The sequence below is a fragment of the Streptomyces sp. NPDC048415 genome (genome assembly GCF_040651675.1).
Taxonomy (GTDB): domain Bacteria; phylum Actinomycetota; class Actinomycetes; order Streptomycetales; family Streptomycetaceae; genus Streptomyces.
The window spans coordinates 102,068-118,519 of sequence record NZ_JBEZKJ010000008.1; the positions used below are offsets into that span (position 1 = coordinate 102,068).

Sequence of the window (16,452 nt, forward strand, 5' to 3'; positions counted from 1 at the left end):
GCGCCGCTCGTGTACCTGACCGTGTATCTGCTGCTGCTCGCCCCCGTCGTGCTGTCCGCCGCCGGTATCCGGCTGGCCCGTCGACTCGCGCCCGCGGCTGCCGCCTGGGCGCTGACCGCCATGATCGCGATGGCCGCGGCGGCGACGGTGTGGGGTCTGGTGGTGCTGGCGGCCGGCGGTCTGGGCCGCACCCGGGAGGTTGTGACCTACGCCCGCCCCGACCCGGTAGCCCTGGCCGCCGCCGACCCCGTCCCACGGGCCCCCGGCATCCTGGCGGCGATCCTGCTCACGTGCGGGTTGATCCGGCTGTTCCGTTCGGTGTGGCGGCGCCGCCGCGACATCCGCGCCCTCGCCGGGCTGCGGTCCCTGCCCGCCGCCGGGGACCTGGTGGTCCTGGCCGACGAGCATCCGGACGCCTACGCGCTGCCCGGCACCCCGGGCCGGAGCGTGGTCACCCGGGGCATGCTGCCCGCCCTGCCCCCGGCCGAACGCGCCGTGCTGCTGCCCCACGAACGCGCCCACCTCACCCATCGCCACCACCGCTACACCGCCCTGGCCCAGGCCGCCTGCGCCCTCAACCCGCTCCTGGGCCGGCCGCGCGAGAACCTCGCCTTCGCCCTGGAACGCTGGGCCGACGAGGACGTCGCCACCGCTGTCGCCAGCCGCCCCATAGCCGCCCGCTCCCTGGCCCGCGCCGCCCTCGCGAGCAGCGGCCACGCCGGTCCGGCCACCACGTTGGCCTACCCGCGCCACCGGGTGACCGCCCGCGTCCGCGCCCTGCAGGACGCCCGCCCGGAAAGCCACTGGAAGGCCGCCGCACCCGCCCTGGCCCTCACCACGGCCACCGCCCTCGCACCGGCCGACGCCACCGCCGCACCGGGCCGCTTCCTGGAGATACTGAACCCGTGACCGGCCCCGCCGCCACGCCCACCCCGGCAGCGCACCGCCCGGCCTGGCTGACCCGCAACGTCAAAGTGCTCTGCGGGGTGTCCTTCCTCCAGGATGCGGCCAGCGAACTCCTCTACCCCATCTTGCCGATCTTCCTCACCGTGGTGCTCGGCGCGCCGCCCGCCGTCGTCGGCGCGATCGAGGGCCTGGCCGAAGGGGTCGCGTCGGTCACCAAGGTCGCCGCCGGGCGCCTCGCGGATCGCTTCGAGCGCCGCCCGCTGATCGGCCTCGGCTACGGGCTCGCCGCGCTCGGCAAACTGCTCATCGCCGCCGCCACCGTCTGGCCGCTGGTGCTCCTCGCCCGCTGCGTCGACCGGCTCGGCAAGGGGCTGCGCGGGGCGCCCCGTGACGCCCTGCTCGTCGACGGTGTTCCCGCCGGGCAACGGGGCCGGGTGTTCGGGCTGCACCGCGCCGCCGACACCGCCGGCGCCGTGGTCGGCCCGCTGGCCGGGCTCGCCCTGTACGAGGCGCTCGACCACCGCCTGCGTCCGCTGTTCTGGGTCGCGGTCATCCCCGCTGTCGCCTCGGTGCTCCTGGTCCGCGCCGTCCGTGACCCCCGCACTACCACCGCTGGTTCCGTCGCGCAGAAGGAGACCAACCGCGTCCCCTGGCGGGCCCTGCCCCGCCCTTACTGGCGGGTGCTGGCCGTGTTGACCTGCTTCAGCCTGGTCAACTTCCCCGACGCGCTGCTGCTGTTGCGCGCCCACGACCTGGGTCTGTCCACCGCCGGGGTGGTCGGAGCGTACGCCGTGTACAACCTCGCCTACGCGGCCCTCAGTTACCCCGCCGGCGCCCTGTCCGACCGGCTGCCGCGCCCGGCCGTGTTCACTGCTGGGCTGGGCTTCTTCGCCGTTGGCTATCTCGGCCTCGGCCTGATCCATGCCCCGTGGCTGGTGTTCGTGGTGCTGCCGCTGTACGGCGGTTTCGCCGCGTGCACCGACGGCGTCGGCAAGGCATGGATCTCCTCCCTCGTCCCCGACCGGGAGCAGGGCACCGCGCAGGGCCTGTACCAGGGGGCCACCGGCGCTGCGATCCTCCTTGCCGGGGTCTGGGCGGGACTGGTCTGGGGAGCCGACGGGCGGATGCCGCTGCTGATCTCCGGGACTGTCGCGATCGCCGTCGCGGGTGCCCTGCCCGCGCTCGTCCGCACGCGGACGGCCGCCTGCTGATCGCCCTCGCTGCCGGGGCTAGGCTCGCCGCATGGTCGAGCACACCGGCGGATTGGTGGAGGTCGTCTACCACCCTGGAGATCCGCAGAGTTCGCCGCTGGACGTCCGGAACGGAACGGAGATCGTGATCACGCTGCACGGTTCTACGTCGTACGGATGGACCCCCATCGAGGTCATCGCAGGGCCGCTCACGGTGGTTGAGGCGGAGAACGACGAGGAGACGACGACCGCCACCGTGCGCGCGACTGGCCCCGGCGAGGCCGAGCTCCGCTCGACGTCGTCGTTCCGCGGGGACCGGTTCGGGCCGCGGACGCGGCTGTGGCGGCTCACGGTGCACGTGAAGCCGTGAAGCTCAGGGGACAACGGTGAGCGTCAACTGCCACGCCTGCGAAGGCGGACCGTGGGGGTCGGGGGTGAAGGTGTCGGCGGAGCTGAGGGTGACGGTACCGGGGGCGGCCGCTCGGGCGGTGGCGGTGCGGGTGCCGTTGTCGGCGACGTCATTGCTCAACACCGTCACGACACCCCGGGCGGAGCTGGTGACCGGCGCCCAGCGATAGTTGGAGGTCCGTGCCCGCAGGGTGATGACGATCTGCGTGCCGGTGTGGACGCAGGAGCTGTGCAGGGGGTTGTCCGCGGCCGGATAGAGCACCCGGAACGTGCCGCTGAGGCACAGCCGGGTGCTGCCGCCGGTGGAGGGGGCGGGGCTGGACGGCGGTGGCGTGGTGCCTGGTTGATGTGACGGGGTGGTGGTGGACGCACCGGGTGAGGCCGATCCGTGGCCGTCCGATGCCGAGGGGCTTGTCTGCGTGGTCGTCGAGACCGTGCCGGGGGCTGACGCGGAGGTGCCGCCGCCCGCATCCGATCCGCACGCGACGAGCGCCGCCAGCGCCAGGGGCGCCACCAGCAACCATCCGTCGGGTCTGTGCTTCGAATTCATCACGGCTCCCGGATTGCGGGGGTATGGGGCACTGCCGAACCTTGGACGGCCGCCGTCCAGGCTGGGTTCCCGGCGGCGTACGCACAGCACCACCGATACAGGGAAAACCCTATGCCTTTCCTGTCTCTTGACTGTGCATCGTAAATTTTCGGTTCCGTGGCGCGTCTGCGGCGTAAACCGCCTTGTCGGTCGGCATGGCCGGTGCAAGCATCGCGGCTTGCGAACACGCGTGCACCTTGCGTGAACGTCCTTCACCTCACCCCCAGTCGGGCGATCCCCGGCTGCCCGAAAGGATGTTCAGTGACACGCTCCAGACTCAGACCCGGCCCCGGACTCAGACGCGGCCGAATAGCCACCCTCACCGCGTTGGTGATCTCGCTGCCAGCCCTCTGGCTCACCGCCCCCATGGCCCACGCCGACCCTGCTCCCGTGACCGCCGCAGCCCACCATTCCGCCGACTCCGGTCCCGCCGTGCGCCACGACACCTCCCGCCCGCTGCGCGACCTCGCCAAAGCCGCCGCGCACCGCCACCGCAGCGGCAAGCACCGGCAGGAGGATGACCCCGGCGAGGAGCGACTGCCGCACCCGCCCGCCTCCCACATCCCGGACCCGGTCGTGCAGTCCAGCCCCGGCGGCCCCTCCGCGCCCTCCACCGGTTCGAACTTCGAGGGCATCGGCGCCTCCAACTACTCGATCACCGGCGTACCGCCGGACCCCAACGCAGCGGTCGGCTCCAGCCAGATCGTCGAGACGGTCAACACCGCCTACGCCGTGTACTCGAAGACCGGTACCACGGTGCTCGCGCCGACGAACACGAGCACGCTGTGGTCCGGGTTCGGCGGCTCCTGTCAGTCCACCAACGACGGTGACGCGGTGGTCCGTTGGGACACCCTCGCGAGTCGCTGGGTGGTCACCCAGTTCGCCAACGTCTCCTCGTCCTCGGGCCCGTACTACGAGTGCATGGCCGTCTCCACGAGCGCGGACGCCACCGGCAGCTACAACCGGTACGCGTACCAGTTCTCCAGCTTCCCGGACTACCCCAAGCTGTCGGTGTGGCCGGACGCGTACTACATCACGTACAACATGTTCACCCCGTCCGGCACCTTCCTGAACGCCGAAGTGTGCGCCATGAACCGGGCGAACATGCTCACCGGCGCGGCGGCCACCCAGCAGTGCTTCACCACGTCGTCGGCCTATGGCGGGCTGCTCGGCTCGGACCTGGACGGCTCGACCGCACCGCCGTCCGGTGAGCCGGAGCTCCTGGTCGGGCTGGGCACGACCAGTACGACGCTGGCGTACTGGAAGTTCCACGTCGACTGGAGCACCCCGGCCAACTCCACCTTCACCGGCCCCTCGACGCTCACCGTGGCCAGCTATACGACGGCCTGCGGAAGCTCCGGCACCTGCGTTCCCCAGTCCGGTACCAGTCAGCAACTCGACTCGCTGTCCGACCGGTTGATGTACCGGCTGGCCTACCGCAACTTCGGCGATCACGAATCCCTGGTGGTCAACCACGCGGTCACGGCCGGGAGTTCGGTGGGCGTTCGTTGGTATGAGCTGCGGCTGTCCGGCGGCACCCCGACCGTCTACCAGCAGGGCACCTACGCGCCCGACTCCACCTACCGCTGGATGGGCTCGATCGCCGAGGACAAGGCCGGCAACATCGCGCTCGGCTACTCCCAGTCGTCCTCATCCGTGCACCCGTCGATCCGCTACACCGGGCGGCTGGCCGGGGACTCGCTCGGCACGATGACCCAGGGCGAGGTCACCGCGATCACGGGCGGCGGGTCGCAGACCACGTACAGCCGATGGGGCGACTACACCTCGATGGCCGTCGACCCGGCGGACGACTGCACGTTCTGGTACACGAACGAGTACGAGCCCGCCAACGGCAACTTCAACTGGCACACCCGTATCGCCGCGTTCACCCTGCCCAACTGCGGTTCCACGGCCGCGAACGACTTCTCGGTGTCGGTCAGCCCAGCCTCGGGCAGCGTCACGGCCGGGTCCTTCTCGAGTACGACCGTGTCCACGGCCGTCACGGCCGGCAGCGCGCAGTCGGTGAACCTGACCGCCTCGGGCCTGCCCACCGGCGCGACCGCCACCTTCAACCCGACCTCGGTCACCGCGGGCAGCTCGTCCACACTGACGGTGGCGACCTCCTCGTCCACCCCGGCCGGCACGTACAGCATCACCATCACCGGTACAGGTGCCTCGGCCACGCACACCACGACGTACAGCCTGACCGTCAACTCCACCTCCGGCGGCGGGATCACCAACGGCGGCTTCGAGACGGGCAGTCTGTCCGGCTGGACGTCGGCCGGCACCACCTCGGCGGTCAGCACCGGTGCCCACACCGGCACGTACGCCGCCCGGGACGGGAGCACCTCGCCGACCAACGGTAACTCGTCGGTGGCGCAGACCTTCACCGCCCCGACCGGTACCAGCACGCTGTCCTTCTACTACAACGTGACCTGCCCGGACACGATCACCTACGACTGGGCAACGGCCACGCTGAAGGACAACACCACCGGGACGACCAGCACGGTGCTGGCCAAGGCCTGCGTCCCGTCCTCCGGTTGGCTCCAGAAGACCGCATCGGTCACCGCGGGCCACTCGTACACGCTCACCATGATCAGCCACGACGACAACTACACCGGCGACGCGACGTACGCCCGGTATGACGACGTGACGCTGTCCTGACCGCGTCGTCTCCGCGGGGCGGACCGTCATCCGGTGATCGACGGTCCGCCCCGCATCCCACCGCCAGCACCCTTGGCGATCCCCACCCGGGCCAGCGGGCCCGTTCCACGACAAGGGGAACATCCATGGCACGGTCAACCTCGGCGCGCAGACTCGCCGCCACCGCGACCACCACCGCCCTGCTCGCCTTAGGCGGCGTGCTGCTCGCCCAACCCGCCTCCGCGGACGTGTCCAACGGCGGCTTCGAGACGGGCAGCCTGTCCGGCTGGACATCAGCTGGAACCACGTCCGTGGTCAACTCCGGTGCCCACAGCGGAACATACGCCGCCAGAGTCGGCGGCACGGCCCCGACAAACGGCGACTCGTCCATAGCCCAAACCTTCAGCGCCCCCACCGGCAGCACCCAGGTGTCCTTCTCGTACAGCGTCACCTGCCCCGACACGGTCACCTACGACTGGGCGACCGCGACGCTGCAGGACACCACGACCGGCACCACGTCCACCGTGTTGGCCAAGACGTGCACCAACGGCCAGGGCTGGAAGCAGGCCACCGCCGCCGTCACCGCCGGACACAACTACACGCTCACCCTCGTCAGCCACGACGACAACTACACCGGCGACGCCACCTACACCCTCTACGACGACGTGGCCTTCACCACCAGCGCCCCGCCGCCCGGCCTGACCCAGGTCAGCACCGACCCGTTCACCAACTCCTCCAGCCAGCACGCCACCGAGCTGGAGCCGGACACCTTCTCCTACGGCAACACGATCGTCGCCTCCTCGCAGGTCGGCCGGTTCACCGACGGCGGCGCCTCCGACATCGGCTGGAACACCTCCACCGACGGCGGCACCACCTGGCAGCACGGCATGCTCCCGGGCATCACCACCTATCAGGGCGGCGGCAGTTGGGCCCGCGTCTCGGACCCGGCCGTGGCCTACGACGCCAAGCACGGCACCTGGATGGTGGCCGGGCTGGTCCTCGACAGCAACGTCAACGGCGCGGGCGTGAGCGTCAGCCGCTCCGCCAACGGCACCACCTGGCAGAACCCGGTGATCGCGGTCGGCAACGACGGCAAGGGCTACGACAAGGAATGGATCGTCTGCGACAACACCTCCACCAGCCCGTACTACGGCAACTGCTACGTCGAGGTCGACGTCACCTCGTCGAGCAACCAGATCATCATGAGTACGTCGACTGACGGCGGCGCCACCTGGTCGGCCCCCAAGTCGCCCTCCGGCAGCCCGAGTGGCCTCGGCGGCCAGCCGCTGGTCCAGCCCTCCGGCACGGTCGTCGTCCCTTACTCCGCCAACGGCAGCGCGATCCGCTCGTTCAACTCGGCCAACGGCGGCTCCAGCTGGAGCGCCACCACGCTGATCGCCAACGTCAGCAGCCACGCCGTGGCCGGCAACCTGCGCGACGGCGAGGGCTTGCCGTCCGCCGAGATCGACGCCGCCGGCAAGGTCTACGTCGCCTGGCAGGACTGCCGCTTCCGCTCCGGCTGCCCGGCCAACGACATCGTCTACTCCACATCCACCAACGGCACTTCGTGGTCGGCGGTGACCCGGGTCCCGATCGACGCCACCACCAGCGGTGTCGACCACTTCATCCCGGGCATCGGCGTCGACCACGCTACGTCGGGCGCCACGGCGAAGATCGGCCTCTACTACTACTTCTACCCGACCGCGAACTGCACCGCCTCCACCTGCCAGCTGGAGGTCGGCTACCTCACCTCCGCCAACGGCGGCAGCACCTGGAGCAGCCCGACCACCGTCGCCGGCCCCATGTCCCTGTCCCGGATCGCCAGTAGCACCCAGGGCAGCATGGTCGGCGACTACATCTCCACCTCCGTCGTAAGCGGCAAGTCCGTCGCCGTCTTCGCCGTCGGCAAAGCACCGACCAATGGCCAGGCATTCGACGAGGCCCTCTACACCGCCGGCGGTCTGAACATCACCGGCGGCACGGCCCGTTCGACGACGTCCGGCGCGGCGTCGACATCCACACACCACACGAGCGCGCACCCACTGCCAACCCTGCGCTGAGCCACCCGACTGAAATACCCGCGGGCCGCACCTCTGATCCCAGGGTGCGGCCCGCGGGCGGGTGCTGGCCGTTGTGACGCCGCCAGTCCGCGGTCCGTGTCACGTCAGCACGTGCTCCAGGAGTTGGCACAGGTCGTCGACGGCGCCGAAGGCCGGAAGAACGCCGAGGGCGAGGACAGCCACGGCGAGGGGCCACAGGTGTGGGGGCGGCGATGCGGCGGGTGAGGGCGCTGTTGGTGAAGTTCAACGCGCAGGTGGAGAGACGGCGTTTACTGAGGGTGTTCGCCAGCGCGTTCCGGGCTGCTTCAGCGATGGCGAATCCTGCGTGAGCCAAGGACGTTGCTATCCAGTGCTGGTAGTAGTTGTCGGCGCAACCTGCAGCGGCGCGTGCTGGCTCGGTGGTGCCGACTTCTATGCCGCCTCAGATCGGGGCGAGACCGCCGCAACTGCCCCGACGCCTATAGACCGTCGGGGGTCGGCTGTGAACCGTGGCGTACTGCCGCTCGGTGCCGGGCGCGGGCGATCATGCGTCGGCCTCGGGTGCCGCCGACAGGACGCAGCGCCTTCTGCAGGGGGGCGAACCAGCTCTGGCGGAGGCCGCCCAGCACCGCGAACCGGGTCCCGGAGCCCTCCGGGACGGCAGCCATCCCCCCGACCACGTACCGGCTCTGCATGAGGCACCATCCCGGTTGCAGCAGCACGTCGAACCGGGCGCGATGCCCGAAGGGGCCGTACGCCCAGGCGCTCTGACGGGTCTCGGACGTGGGCGACGAGCGGAAGGCACGCAGGGTCGGCACCAGGTGGGGCAGTTCCCTCTCCAGATCGCTCGCCACCGCCCACACCTCCGTGAACGGGAGGTCGAGATACGCGTCCGCGTACATGACGGCGTTCAGCCCGGCGGCCATGACGCGCAGCCGCCGCACGGGGTCGAGTTCGGTTGTCGGCCAGTCCACGCTCATCGCGCCCACGCCTTTCGGAAGCTGTTGCGGGCGCGGTGCAAGCGGGACTTCACCGTGCCGCAGGAAATGTTCAGGATCTGACTCGCCGACCGCTCATCCAGCCCTTCGAGCTCGCGCAGCACCAGGACGGCGCGGTGCTCGCTCGACATGCGGCGCAGGACGTCACGTACGTCCGCGGCGAGCTCGGGGCCGCGTGACCCGGGAAGGTCGTCGAACTCGCAGACGGGGGTCTCATGTTCCGCGCGCCGGGCCACCCGCACGGCTTCGCGCACGGAAATCGTACGTACCCAGGCGTACAGGGCCCGCGGGTCCTTCAGCTTGGGCAGGCCCTGGAAGACAGCGATCAGCGACTCCTGCACCGCGTCGGGGCTGTCCGCCAGCGCGATGGGGCGGCACAGCCGGCTGACATAGGGCGTCAGCAGGTTCAGGAGGTCGTTGAGAGCCAGGGCGTCACCGGCCTGAGCGGCATGTACGAGGAGGCCTGCCGCAGCCCATGGATCCTCCTCCGACGGCTGTCGGCGTACCGGCTCGCGCCGCACGCCCGTAGTGACTGTGTTCATGCGCCGTTCTCCTCCCTTTCCCTTGCCTTGTGTCGCTCGGCACCACAGGACGACTCGGTGCGGGCGCTTCACAGGGGCAGAGGGGCTCTTTCCGGCGCACACTCCCTGCGACCGCGGAAGTGGCGCGAATTGATGGGGGACCGGGGGAGCGTTTCGGGCGCGCACGGTCTCTTCTTGTACGACATCAGGGGCTGGGAGGTCGGAACCTGTGGCGAGGGAGCTGCGTCCCGAGACGCGTACGGGACAGGGTGCGGGGCGCGGACAGTTGGAGTACGCACCCGGACGGATTGTCGCGTTCCGCGGGATCCCGTTCGCGAAACCGCCGTTCGGGGCGCTGCGCATCGCCGCCCCCCGGCCGGCCGAGGCATGGGGCGGCGTCCGGCGGGCGACGGCCTTCGGGCCGCCGCCCCGCAGCGTGACCGGATGAACCCGGCGGCCACCGCGGAGGCGGACCGGGCCCCGGACTGTCTGACCGTCAACGTGTGGTCCCCGGACCTGGGGGCGGCGGCGCTGCCCGTCATGGTCTGGTTCCAGGGCGGCGCCTACGTCTTCGGACATGCGGGCGACCCGGTCTACGACGGAGCGCTTCTCGCCCGCGAGGGTGTCGTCGCCGTGACCTTCAACTACCGCGTCGGCATGGAGGGTTTCGCGCAGCTGGCTGGAGCACCGCCCAACAGGGGCCTGCTCGACCAGATCGCCGCGCTGCGCTGGGTGCAGGAGAACATCCGGGCGTTCGGCGGCGACCCGTCCATGGTGACCGTCTTCGGTGAGTCGGCCGGAGCCGGGTCGATCGCGGCGCTTCTCGCCATGGACGAGGCGGCCGGGCTGTTCGGGCGGGCGGTGGCGCAGAGCGTCCCCGGCTCTTACTTCACTCCGGAACTCGCCGCCGGCCTGGCCGGTGCCGTCTGCGGACGACTCGGTCTCGCCGCGACGGCGGACGCGCTGCGCGGGAGCTACCCGTACGCCCTGGCGGAGGCGGCGGAGGAGACCTTCGCCGAGGTGGGGACGCGTGCGGACCTCTGGGGCGTCGTCGCCCACACCGAGACCATGTTCTCGCCGGTCGTCGACGGAGAGACGCTGCAGTGCACGCCGTGGGACGCCGTCGAGCGCGGCGCGGCCCGCGGTATCAGCCTGCTGCTCGGCCACAACCGGCACGAATACCGCCTGTTCATGGCCAAGCGGGCGAGTTCGGCTGGGTGGACGGGGAGCGGGCGGCCCGGGCGCTGCACGTGTTCGGCGCCGCGGTCGGGGGCGCGCCCGCCTACCGCGCCGCCTACCCGGACGCCGACGCGGAGCAGCTCTACGAGCGCGTCAAGTCCGACTGGCTGTGCCGGATGCCGACGGTGCGGCTGCTGGACGCGCAGGCCGGTACGGGCTCGGGCCCCGTTCGCCTGCGAACTGCGCTGGCCCGCCCCCGCGTTCGGAGGTCGGCTCGGCGCCTGTCACGGCCTCGACGTACCGCTGGTGTTCGGCAGCCTGGACGCTCCCCTCGCCCGGCAGATGCTGGGCGAGCGGCCACCGGAGGAGGCCGTCGCCCTGTCCGTCCGGATGCGCACGGCGTGGACGGAGTTCGCGCGGACGGGCGATCCCGGCTGGCCGCCTACGGCCTCGACGAGCGGACGACGAATCTACGACAGCGTCGATACCCTGGAGGCAGACCCCCTGCCGGCTTCCCGCGAGCTGTGGGAAAAGCGAGGATTCGGGGTGCTCGGCCTGCGTTGACTCCCTCACCTCGACACGTTGTCGACGGATGAACCTGTGTATCTGCGCCTCGGTGTTGCCACACGGGGGTCTTGTGATCGGGCATCTTTTGCAGGCTCTCCCGCATTCTTTCACCCGATGCTAGTGTGATCCGCGGGCGTGCAGAAATATGAATTCGCCATCGGTGGGGTCAGTTATTCGTGTTCCGGTTTCTCCTCGCAAGCTTGTTACTTGTGAGTCGAGTCTAGAGGCGCGGTATCTGAGGCGAGCACCGGCAAAGCTGCGTGTGCCTTTGTGTGCTCGAATCGAGCAACTGATTCCCCGTTCCGTCCGGCGTATTTGTTCAAGCTGACGATGGGGGCGCAGTGAGTGGATTTAACGGGGGGCGCACGACGGGCGAGGATCCCGAAAGGGTGGCTCGTCTGGTGGAAGGAGCGCAGCGGGGAGACGCCCTGGCGATGGACGAACTGCTCGGTGTCCTCGCTCCGTACGTCGGCCGGGTCTGCGGACCCGTGGCCCTGCAGGACGGGGCGGACGCGGCCCAGGAGGCGCTCATCGCCGTCTTCCGCAACATCCGCCAGCTCAAGACGCCCGCGGCGCTGTTCGGTTGGGTGCGGGCGATCGCGGTCCGGGAAGCGGTGAAGTTCGCCAAGCAGCGGCAGCGGCAGAACACCGTTCCCGTGGAGTGGGGGGACAAGCCCACCGTCGAGGACCTGCAGCTCGCTTCCGACATCGCCGACGCCATGGGGCGGCTGGCGCCCGAGCACCGAGCGGTGCTGACATTGCGTCATGTCGAGGGGTTGAGTGAGCAGGAGGTCGCGGGGGTGCTCTCGGTCCCCGTCGGCACGGTCAGATCACGGCTGTTCCGCGCCCGCCGGTCATTCCGCACCGCCTGGGACTGACGGGGCCTCCACCCGCCGCTGCACCCGGTCGAGCAGAGCTCCGCTCCGCTTTGCCGACCGGAAGCGGCGCACCCGCCCGACCACCTGGCCGCCGGGGAAGCGCAGACTGCTGAAGAAGGCGAACCGGGTGCCGGCGCCGTCGGCCACCGCGGCCATGCCGCCGGTCAGAATCCTGCTCTGCATCAGGCACCAGCCGGGCCGCAGCACCACGTCGAAGCGCTCACGGTGCCCGAGGGAGCTGACCGCCTGCCCCGGCAGCCGGTCCCCGTCGCCGCCGGTGAGGGTGAAGGAGCGCAACCCGGGGACAATTCGCGGGAGTTCGTGCTCGAGATCGGAGACGACGGACCACAGCTGCTCGAGCGGCACGTCGAAGTACCGCTCCGCGTACGTCGGATGCCGCGTGGCGGAGGCGATGACCCGCAGCCGCCGTACCGAGTCGAGTTCGGCCGTTGGCCAACCGCTGTTCGCCGCACCGGTCATGCTGGCGCTCCCCCTGTGTCGTATGCGAGAGAGAGTCGCACCATCCTCCCGCACGGTCAAGCCCTCGCAAAGGCCCGTTGTCCGGGACGCCGAACTGATTCGCCGGACATATTTCGTACCCCGTGGGGAGTGTGTGGCCACCGCGCGGCCTCTCTCTTCTCAAGGCAGCCTTGAGCCGCCTTCAGGGCAGGAATGAGGAGAGAGGCATCGTGTATTCCAGTGGGTCGCTCCTCGTGCTGCCCCGCGCCCTTTCGCAATTCGGACCGCGGATAACGGGACTGGGCTTTGCCACCGCTTCCGCGCACGAAGGGCCACCCGTCGCGGTCGCGGTGGCGGAGCGCCGTTTCTCCCGGACGATGGCGCGATGGCGCAGGACCGACTTCCGCATCGGCCGCAGCGCGCTGCACCGTGCGCTGCGGGCCGCCGGACTCGCCGCGGACGCGGTCCTGTTCGACGGGCCCCGCCCCCGGCTGCCCGACGGGCCCGTCTCGGCCATCCGGTGGTGTGGCTGTGCGACCCGGTGCACGGCAACACGTACACCAGCGCGACGGGGCACAAGGTCCGGCATGTCGACACGGTGGCCGCCGAGATCCGCGGCTTCTTCGACGCGGTCCGCTCGGTCGGCGGCCGGCCCGGCGGCGTCCATCTGGAGGCCACGTCGGCAGCCGTCACCGAGTGCGTCGGCGGCCCCGCCGGGGTCACCGAGGAGGATGTACCCCTGCGGTACGAGACGGCCTGCGATCCGCGCCTCAACGGGGCGCAGACCGCCGAACTTATCGCTCCGGTCGCGGAGTTGTGTGCGGCGGAGTGACGGCTCGCGAGCCGCTCCCGAGGTTCGCCCCCCTTACACACCGGTGCCGCCGAACCGTGGAGCTTCGCCGGCACCGGTGTGTTGCCGGGTCGGGGTCAGGTTCCGCTACGGACGCGTCTTTGCGGACTTCCGTCGGCCACGGGCATGACCGCCGGCCGAACGGAATTCCGTGCACCGAGGGAACCTTTCGCGAGGCGGCCTCCTCCTGACAGACCGGCCAGCAAGTGAAATCAACGCCCCGGGGAGTTTCCGTGGAGAACCGCACATCACCGATGCCGGAAGTCGAAGGTGTCCGCCACCACCATGTCCGGGTGCGAGGAGTGCGGCTGCATGTCGCGGAGGCCGGAGAGGGGGAGCCGGTGGTCCTGCTGCACGGATTTCCCCAGCACTGGTACGGCTGGCGGCGGCTGATCCCGCTGCTGTCGGACGAGTACCGTCTGATCTGCGTGGACCAGCGCGGCTTCGGCTGGTCCGATGCGCCGGCCAAGGGCTACGACACCGACAGCAAGGTGGATGACGTACTGGCCCTGATGGACGAGTTGGGCCTTGGCCGGGTCCGTCTCATCGGGCACGACTGGGGAGCATGGACCGGCTTCCACCTGTGTCTGCGGGCACCGGAGCGGTTCACGCACTACCTGGCGCTGAACATGCTGCACCCCTGGCCGCTGCACCGTCGGCTGATGCCGCAGTCCTGGCGGTTCTGGTACACCGCGCTGCTCGAACAGCCGCTGCTCGGCCGCTGGATACTGCGCCGACGGCCGGGGTTCACCCGGTACCTGATGCGCAAGGGTGTGATGGAGAAGGCGGTGTGGACACCGGCGGCGATGAACGAGTTCGTCCGCTCCAGCCAGGAGCCCGACCGGGCGCGGGCCGGGGAGGCGCTGCACCGGGCCTTTGCGCTGCGGGACATCGCCAAGCTGGTGCTGGGCCGGTACAAGAAGCTGCGGCTCACCGTGCCGACCGTGATCCTCGCGGGCGAGCGGGACTTCATGCTGCCTCCGGGTGTCCTCGCGGACGCCGGGCGGCACGCGAGCGACCTGCGCGTGGAGGTCGTGGCCGGGTGCGGGCACTACGTGCACGAGGAGCGTCCCGAACTGGTGGCGAAGACGGCACGCGAGCTGTTCACCGGCGGCCGCTGACCCCCTCCCGGCCCCGACACGTTCACGGAATCCCTGAATCCGGAAAATTCGGCTGGCCGACTATCTCCGGCAGACCGGCGCCGAGGTCATCACCTACCGCGCCGGGTTCCCGCCGGAGCTGCTCGACACCGTGGCACCCGACCTGCTCGTCCTGTCCCCGGGCCCCGGCCGCCCGTCTGACTTCCGCATGTCCGACCTGATCGACGCGGCACTGGTGCGCGCGCTGCCGCTCTTCGGTGTCTGCCTGGGCCTGCAGGGACTGGTAGAGCACTTCGGGGGGACGCTCGGCCGGCGTCCCCTGCCGATGCACGGCAAGCACTCACCGGTCGAGGTGGTCGACGACGGTGGCGTGGTGTTCGGGAACCTGCCCAGCCGCTACCGAGCCGGGCGCTACCACTCCCTGTACGCCGATCCCGGCACGCTGCCCGGTGGGTTCCGGGTGACGGCCCGCACCGCCGACGGCACGGTGATGGGCATCGAACACCGTGAACTGCCCGTGGCGGCGGTCCAGTTCCACCCAGAGTGGATCATGACCATGGAGTCGGGCGTGGGTCACGCCCTGATGGCCAACGTCGTCGCCGGGCTGACCCGCGCCCCGTCGACGACTCTCGGCGCGGGGAGCGTGCGATGACGGAACACAAGGATCACGGGGACATCGAGCCGCCCGACGGCGAAGAGGGCAAGGGTAAGGAACCGCACGGAGGTCACGGCGCCGGAGAGCGGCCCCTGGAGCCGGACGACAGTCATAGTGCACTCGGTGGTACGGCAGCGGGTGTTCAGGGCTGAGTCAGTGCCCCAGCGGGCGTCGCGGGAGAGGCGAGGAGTACACGACACTCGTCGTCACCGAGCCGAGCGTGCCGATCTTGCCCGAGATCTCCTCGAGGTGGCTCATCGAGCGCGCCGCGACCTTGATGACGAAGCAGTCGTCGCCCGTGACGTGATGCGCCTCCAGGATCTCGGGCGTCGCCTCGACGAGGTCGTGGAAGGGCTTGTAGTTGCCGTTGGGGTATCTGAGCCGCACGAACGCGAGGATCGGCAGGCCCAGGCTCTCCGGGTCGACGACGGCCGCGTACCCCTGGATGACACCCGCCTCCTCCAGGCGGCGCACCCGCTCGGTGACCGCGCTTGCGGACATGGAGACGGCCCGGGCCAGCTCGGTGAAGCTGGACCGGCCCTCGCGCTGGAGGACATCGAGGATGCGCCAGTCGGTGGCGTCCGGGGAATACGCGGTCATGTGCGATGGATAGCAGGGAAATCACCGGCCGATCAAGAGTGATGCCGTGAATCGCCCCTTCAGGAAGTGGATCACCGGACGTAGGTTTTTGGACAGGACGTCCCGTGGGGCCGGTGCGGAGAAGGTGCCGGTTCGGCGGGACAGGGAGGGAAAACCAGACCATGACTGTGACCGCTGACACCACCGTGAACACCACCGCGACCAGTACGACGACCGTGACGAACCCGGTTCTGCGCGTCGCGCCGGCATCCCCGGCCGCGGCCGCCGCCTACTTCGGCGCGAGCCTCTCCTTCCACGCCGATGTGTCCGACGTCGCCGCGGCCCTCGCCGCCGATGGCGACCCCGGCTTCGTCGTCCTCGACTCCCGCTCCACCGCGTCCTGGGACCAGGGACACATCCCCGGCGCGATCCACTTGCCCACCGCTCTCATCCCCGAGCAGGCCGAGCGGCTCCTCGACAGGTCGGTGCCCGTCGTCACGTACTGCTGGGGCCCCGGCTGCAACGGCGCGACCCGCGCCGCACTCGCCCTCGCCGAACTCGGCTTCCAGGTCAAGGAGATGCTCGGCGGCTTCGAGTACTGGGCCCGCGAGGGCTTCGAGTTCGAGACCTGGGAAGGCCGCGAGCGGCGTGCCGCCGACCCGCTGACGGCCCCGGCGGACGAGGAGGACTGCGGCTGCTGAGCGCGCGGGGGGGGGACTCGCGAGGGCCCGGACTCGCGAGGGCTCGGACCCCCGCCGGGCACGGCGGCCGGCGGGGAACGACGACCATCGTGCACAGCGGCCGGGGATGACGTGCGCCCCGCATCGTGCACGGCGGGGCGGTCGGAACGACGACATCGTGCACGGCGGCCCGGTCGGAACGACGACCATC

Annotated in this window: 16 protein-coding genes and 1 pseudogene; 12 read left to right on the forward strand and 5 right to left on the reverse strand. The window is 70.5% G+C overall.

Annotation, left to right across the window (positions count from 1 at the left end; translation table 11 throughout):
* Nucleotides 1-9 precede the first annotated feature (9 nt).
* Genes AB0D27_RS08930 through AB0D27_RS08940 form a run of 3 tightly spaced genes read left to right on the forward strand, consistent with a single transcriptional unit; the run spans nucleotide 10 to nucleotide 2,466 of the window.
* The gene (locus AB0D27_RS08930; protein ID WP_362504168.1) at nucleotides 10-909 is read left to right on the forward strand and encodes a M56 family metallopeptidase; all 900 of its coding nucleotides are present in this window, start codon (nucleotides 10-12) and stop codon (nucleotides 907-909) included.
* On the forward strand, nucleotides 906-2,117 hold the full coding sequence (locus AB0D27_RS08935) for an MFS transporter (protein WP_362504171.1): 1,212 nt from the start codon (nucleotides 906-908) through the stop codon (nucleotides 2,115-2,117). The genes AB0D27_RS08930 and AB0D27_RS08935 overlap by 4 nt, the downstream gene beginning before the upstream one ends.
* Before the next feature lie 31 nt (nucleotides 2,118-2,148).
* Nucleotides 2,149-2,466 (forward strand): hypothetical protein, encoded by a 318-nt coding sequence (locus AB0D27_RS08940; protein WP_362504174.1) that lies wholly within the window; start codon nucleotides 2,149-2,151, stop codon nucleotides 2,464-2,466.
* A 3-nt stretch (nucleotides 2,467-2,469) separates the two neighbouring features.
* Here the strand turns inward: AB0D27_RS08940 and AB0D27_RS08945 are convergent, their stop codons facing one another.
* Complete coding sequence (locus tag AB0D27_RS08945) at nucleotides 2,470-3,054, reverse strand: hypothetical protein (protein ID WP_362504177.1); 585 nt, start codon at nucleotides 3,052-3,054, stop codon at nucleotides 2,470-2,472.
* A gap of 429 nt (nucleotides 3,055-3,483) precedes the next feature.
* Here AB0D27_RS08945 and AB0D27_RS08950 point away from each other — a divergent pair, with 429 nt between their 5' ends.
* From AB0D27_RS08950 to AB0D27_RS08960, 3 genes are all read left to right on the forward strand, one after another.
* Nucleotides 3,484-5,757, forward strand: a complete 2,274-nt coding sequence (locus tag AB0D27_RS08950; RefSeq protein WP_362504180.1) for a hypothetical protein — start codon at nucleotides 3,484-3,486, stop codon at nucleotides 5,755-5,757.
* Between the two features lie 125 nt (nucleotides 5,758-5,882).
* Nucleotides 5,883-7,796, forward strand: coding sequence for an exo-alpha-sialidase (locus tag AB0D27_RS08955; RefSeq protein ID WP_362504183.1), 1,914 nt, complete (start codon nucleotides 5,883-5,885; stop codon nucleotides 7,794-7,796).
* A gap of 96 nt (nucleotides 7,797-7,892) precedes the next feature.
* Nucleotides 7,893-8,021, forward strand: coding sequence for a hypothetical protein (locus tag AB0D27_RS08960; RefSeq protein WP_362504186.1), 129 nt, complete (start codon nucleotides 7,893-7,895; stop codon nucleotides 8,019-8,021).
* Nucleotides 8,022-8,254: 233 nt separating this feature from the next.
* Here AB0D27_RS08960 and AB0D27_RS08965 read toward each other — a convergent pair whose 3' ends face one another.
* Both AB0D27_RS08965 and AB0D27_RS08970 read right to left on the reverse strand, forming a co-directional pair.
* Nucleotides 8,255-8,755: a hypothetical protein gene (locus AB0D27_RS08965; RefSeq protein ID WP_362504189.1), complete on the reverse strand. Its 501-nt coding sequence runs from the start codon at nucleotides 8,753-8,755 to the stop codon at nucleotides 8,255-8,257.
* Nucleotides 8,752-9,315, reverse strand: coding sequence for a sigma-70 family RNA polymerase sigma factor (locus AB0D27_RS08970; protein WP_362504192.1), 564 nt, complete (start codon nucleotides 9,313-9,315; stop codon nucleotides 8,752-8,754). Before AB0D27_RS08970 ends, AB0D27_RS08965 begins: the two co-directional genes overlap by 4 nt.
* A 208-nt stretch (nucleotides 9,316-9,523) precedes the next feature.
* On the opposite strand from AB0D27_RS08970, the pseudogene AB0D27_RS08975 reads away from it, so the two are divergent.
* Both AB0D27_RS08975 and AB0D27_RS08980 read left to right on the forward strand, forming a co-directional pair.
* Nucleotides 9,524-11,037 (forward strand): annotated as a pseudogene (locus AB0D27_RS08975) (carboxylesterase family protein).
* 392 nt (nucleotides 11,038-11,429) lie between these two features.
* Nucleotides 11,430-11,918, forward strand: coding sequence for an RNA polymerase sigma factor (locus AB0D27_RS08980; protein WP_362504195.1), 489 nt, complete (start codon nucleotides 11,430-11,432; stop codon nucleotides 11,916-11,918).
* Here the strand turns inward: AB0D27_RS08980 and AB0D27_RS08985 are convergent.
* A complete protein-coding gene (locus AB0D27_RS08985; protein WP_362504198.1) occupies nucleotides 11,895-12,398 on the reverse strand; it encodes an SRPBCC family protein in 504 nt (167 codons plus the stop codon). The genes AB0D27_RS08980 and AB0D27_RS08985 overlap by 24 nt on opposite strands.
* A gap of 364 nt (nucleotides 12,399-12,762) precedes the next feature.
* Between AB0D27_RS08985 and AB0D27_RS08990 the strand changes: the two genes are divergently transcribed.
* The 3 genes from AB0D27_RS08990 to AB0D27_RS09000 all read left to right on the forward strand — a co-directional run bounded on the left by AB0D27_RS08990 (nucleotide 12,763) and on the right by AB0D27_RS09000 (nucleotide 14,979).
* Nucleotides 12,763-13,209 (forward strand): 3-deoxy-7-phosphoheptulonate synthase, encoded by a 447-nt coding sequence (locus AB0D27_RS08990; protein ID WP_362504201.1) that lies wholly within the window; start codon nucleotides 12,763-12,765, stop codon nucleotides 13,207-13,209.
* Between the two features lie 251 nt (nucleotides 13,210-13,460).
* Nucleotides 13,461-14,348, forward strand: coding sequence for an alpha/beta hydrolase (locus tag AB0D27_RS08995; protein ID WP_362504204.1), 888 nt, complete (start codon nucleotides 13,461-13,463; stop codon nucleotides 14,346-14,348).
* Nucleotides 14,349-14,400: 52 nt separating this feature from the next.
* Complete coding sequence (locus AB0D27_RS09000; RefSeq protein ID WP_362504350.1) at nucleotides 14,401-14,979, forward strand: gamma-glutamyl-gamma-aminobutyrate hydrolase family protein; 579 nt, start codon at nucleotides 14,401-14,403, stop codon at nucleotides 14,977-14,979.
* A gap of 156 nt (nucleotides 14,980-15,135) precedes the next feature.
* On the opposite strand, the gene AB0D27_RS09005 is transcribed toward AB0D27_RS09000, so the two are convergent.
* Nucleotides 15,136-15,582: an Lrp/AsnC family transcriptional regulator gene (locus AB0D27_RS09005; RefSeq protein ID WP_362504207.1), complete on the reverse strand. Its 447-nt coding sequence runs from the start codon at nucleotides 15,580-15,582 to the stop codon at nucleotides 15,136-15,138.
* A 161-nt stretch (nucleotides 15,583-15,743) separates the two neighbouring features.
* Between AB0D27_RS09005 and AB0D27_RS09010 the strand changes: the two genes are divergently transcribed.
* Nucleotides 15,744-16,262 carry a rhodanese-like domain-containing protein gene (locus AB0D27_RS09010; RefSeq protein WP_362504210.1) on the forward strand — a complete coding sequence of 173 codons (519 nt, stop codon included), beginning with the start codon at nucleotides 15,744-15,746 and terminating at the stop codon, nucleotides 16,260-16,262.
* Nucleotides 16,263-16,452 lie beyond the last annotated feature (190 nt).

What these genes read in the sequence shown, in the direction of transcription:
- AB0D27_RS08970 (WP_362504192.1), bottom strand. Translation starts at nt 9,315, where the DNA reads ATGAACACAGTCACTACGGGCGTGCGGCGCGAGCCGGTACGCCGACAG.
- AB0D27_RS09010 (WP_362504210.1), top strand. Translation starts at nt 15,744, where the DNA reads ATGACTGTGACCGCTGACACCACCGTGAACACCACCGCGACCAGTACG.
- AB0D27_RS08955 (WP_362504183.1), top strand. Translation starts at nt 5,883, where the DNA reads ATGGCACGGTCAACCTCGGCGCGCAGACTCGCCGCCACCGCGACCACC.
- AB0D27_RS09005 (WP_362504207.1), bottom strand. Translation starts at nt 15,582, where the DNA reads ATGACCGCGTATTCCCCGGACGCCACCGACTGGCGCATCCTCGATGTC.
- AB0D27_RS08965 (WP_362504189.1), bottom strand. Translation starts at nt 8,755, where the DNA reads ATGAGCGTGGACTGGCCGACAACCGAACTCGACCCCGTGCGGCGGCTG.
- AB0D27_RS08985 (WP_362504198.1), bottom strand. Translation starts at nt 12,398, where the DNA reads ATGACCGGTGCGGCGAACAGCGGTTGGCCAACGGCCGAACTCGACTCG.
- AB0D27_RS08990 (WP_362504201.1), top strand. Translation starts at nt 12,763, where the DNA reads ATGGCGCAGGACCGACTTCCGCATCGGCCGCAGCGCGCTGCACCGTGC.
- AB0D27_RS08940 (WP_362504174.1), top strand. Translation starts at nt 2,149, where the DNA reads ATGGTCGAGCACACCGGCGGATTGGTGGAGGTCGTCTACCACCCTGGA.
- AB0D27_RS08945 (WP_362504177.1), bottom strand. Translation starts at nt 3,054, where the DNA reads ATGAATTCGAAGCACAGACCCGACGGATGGTTGCTGGTGGCGCCCCTG.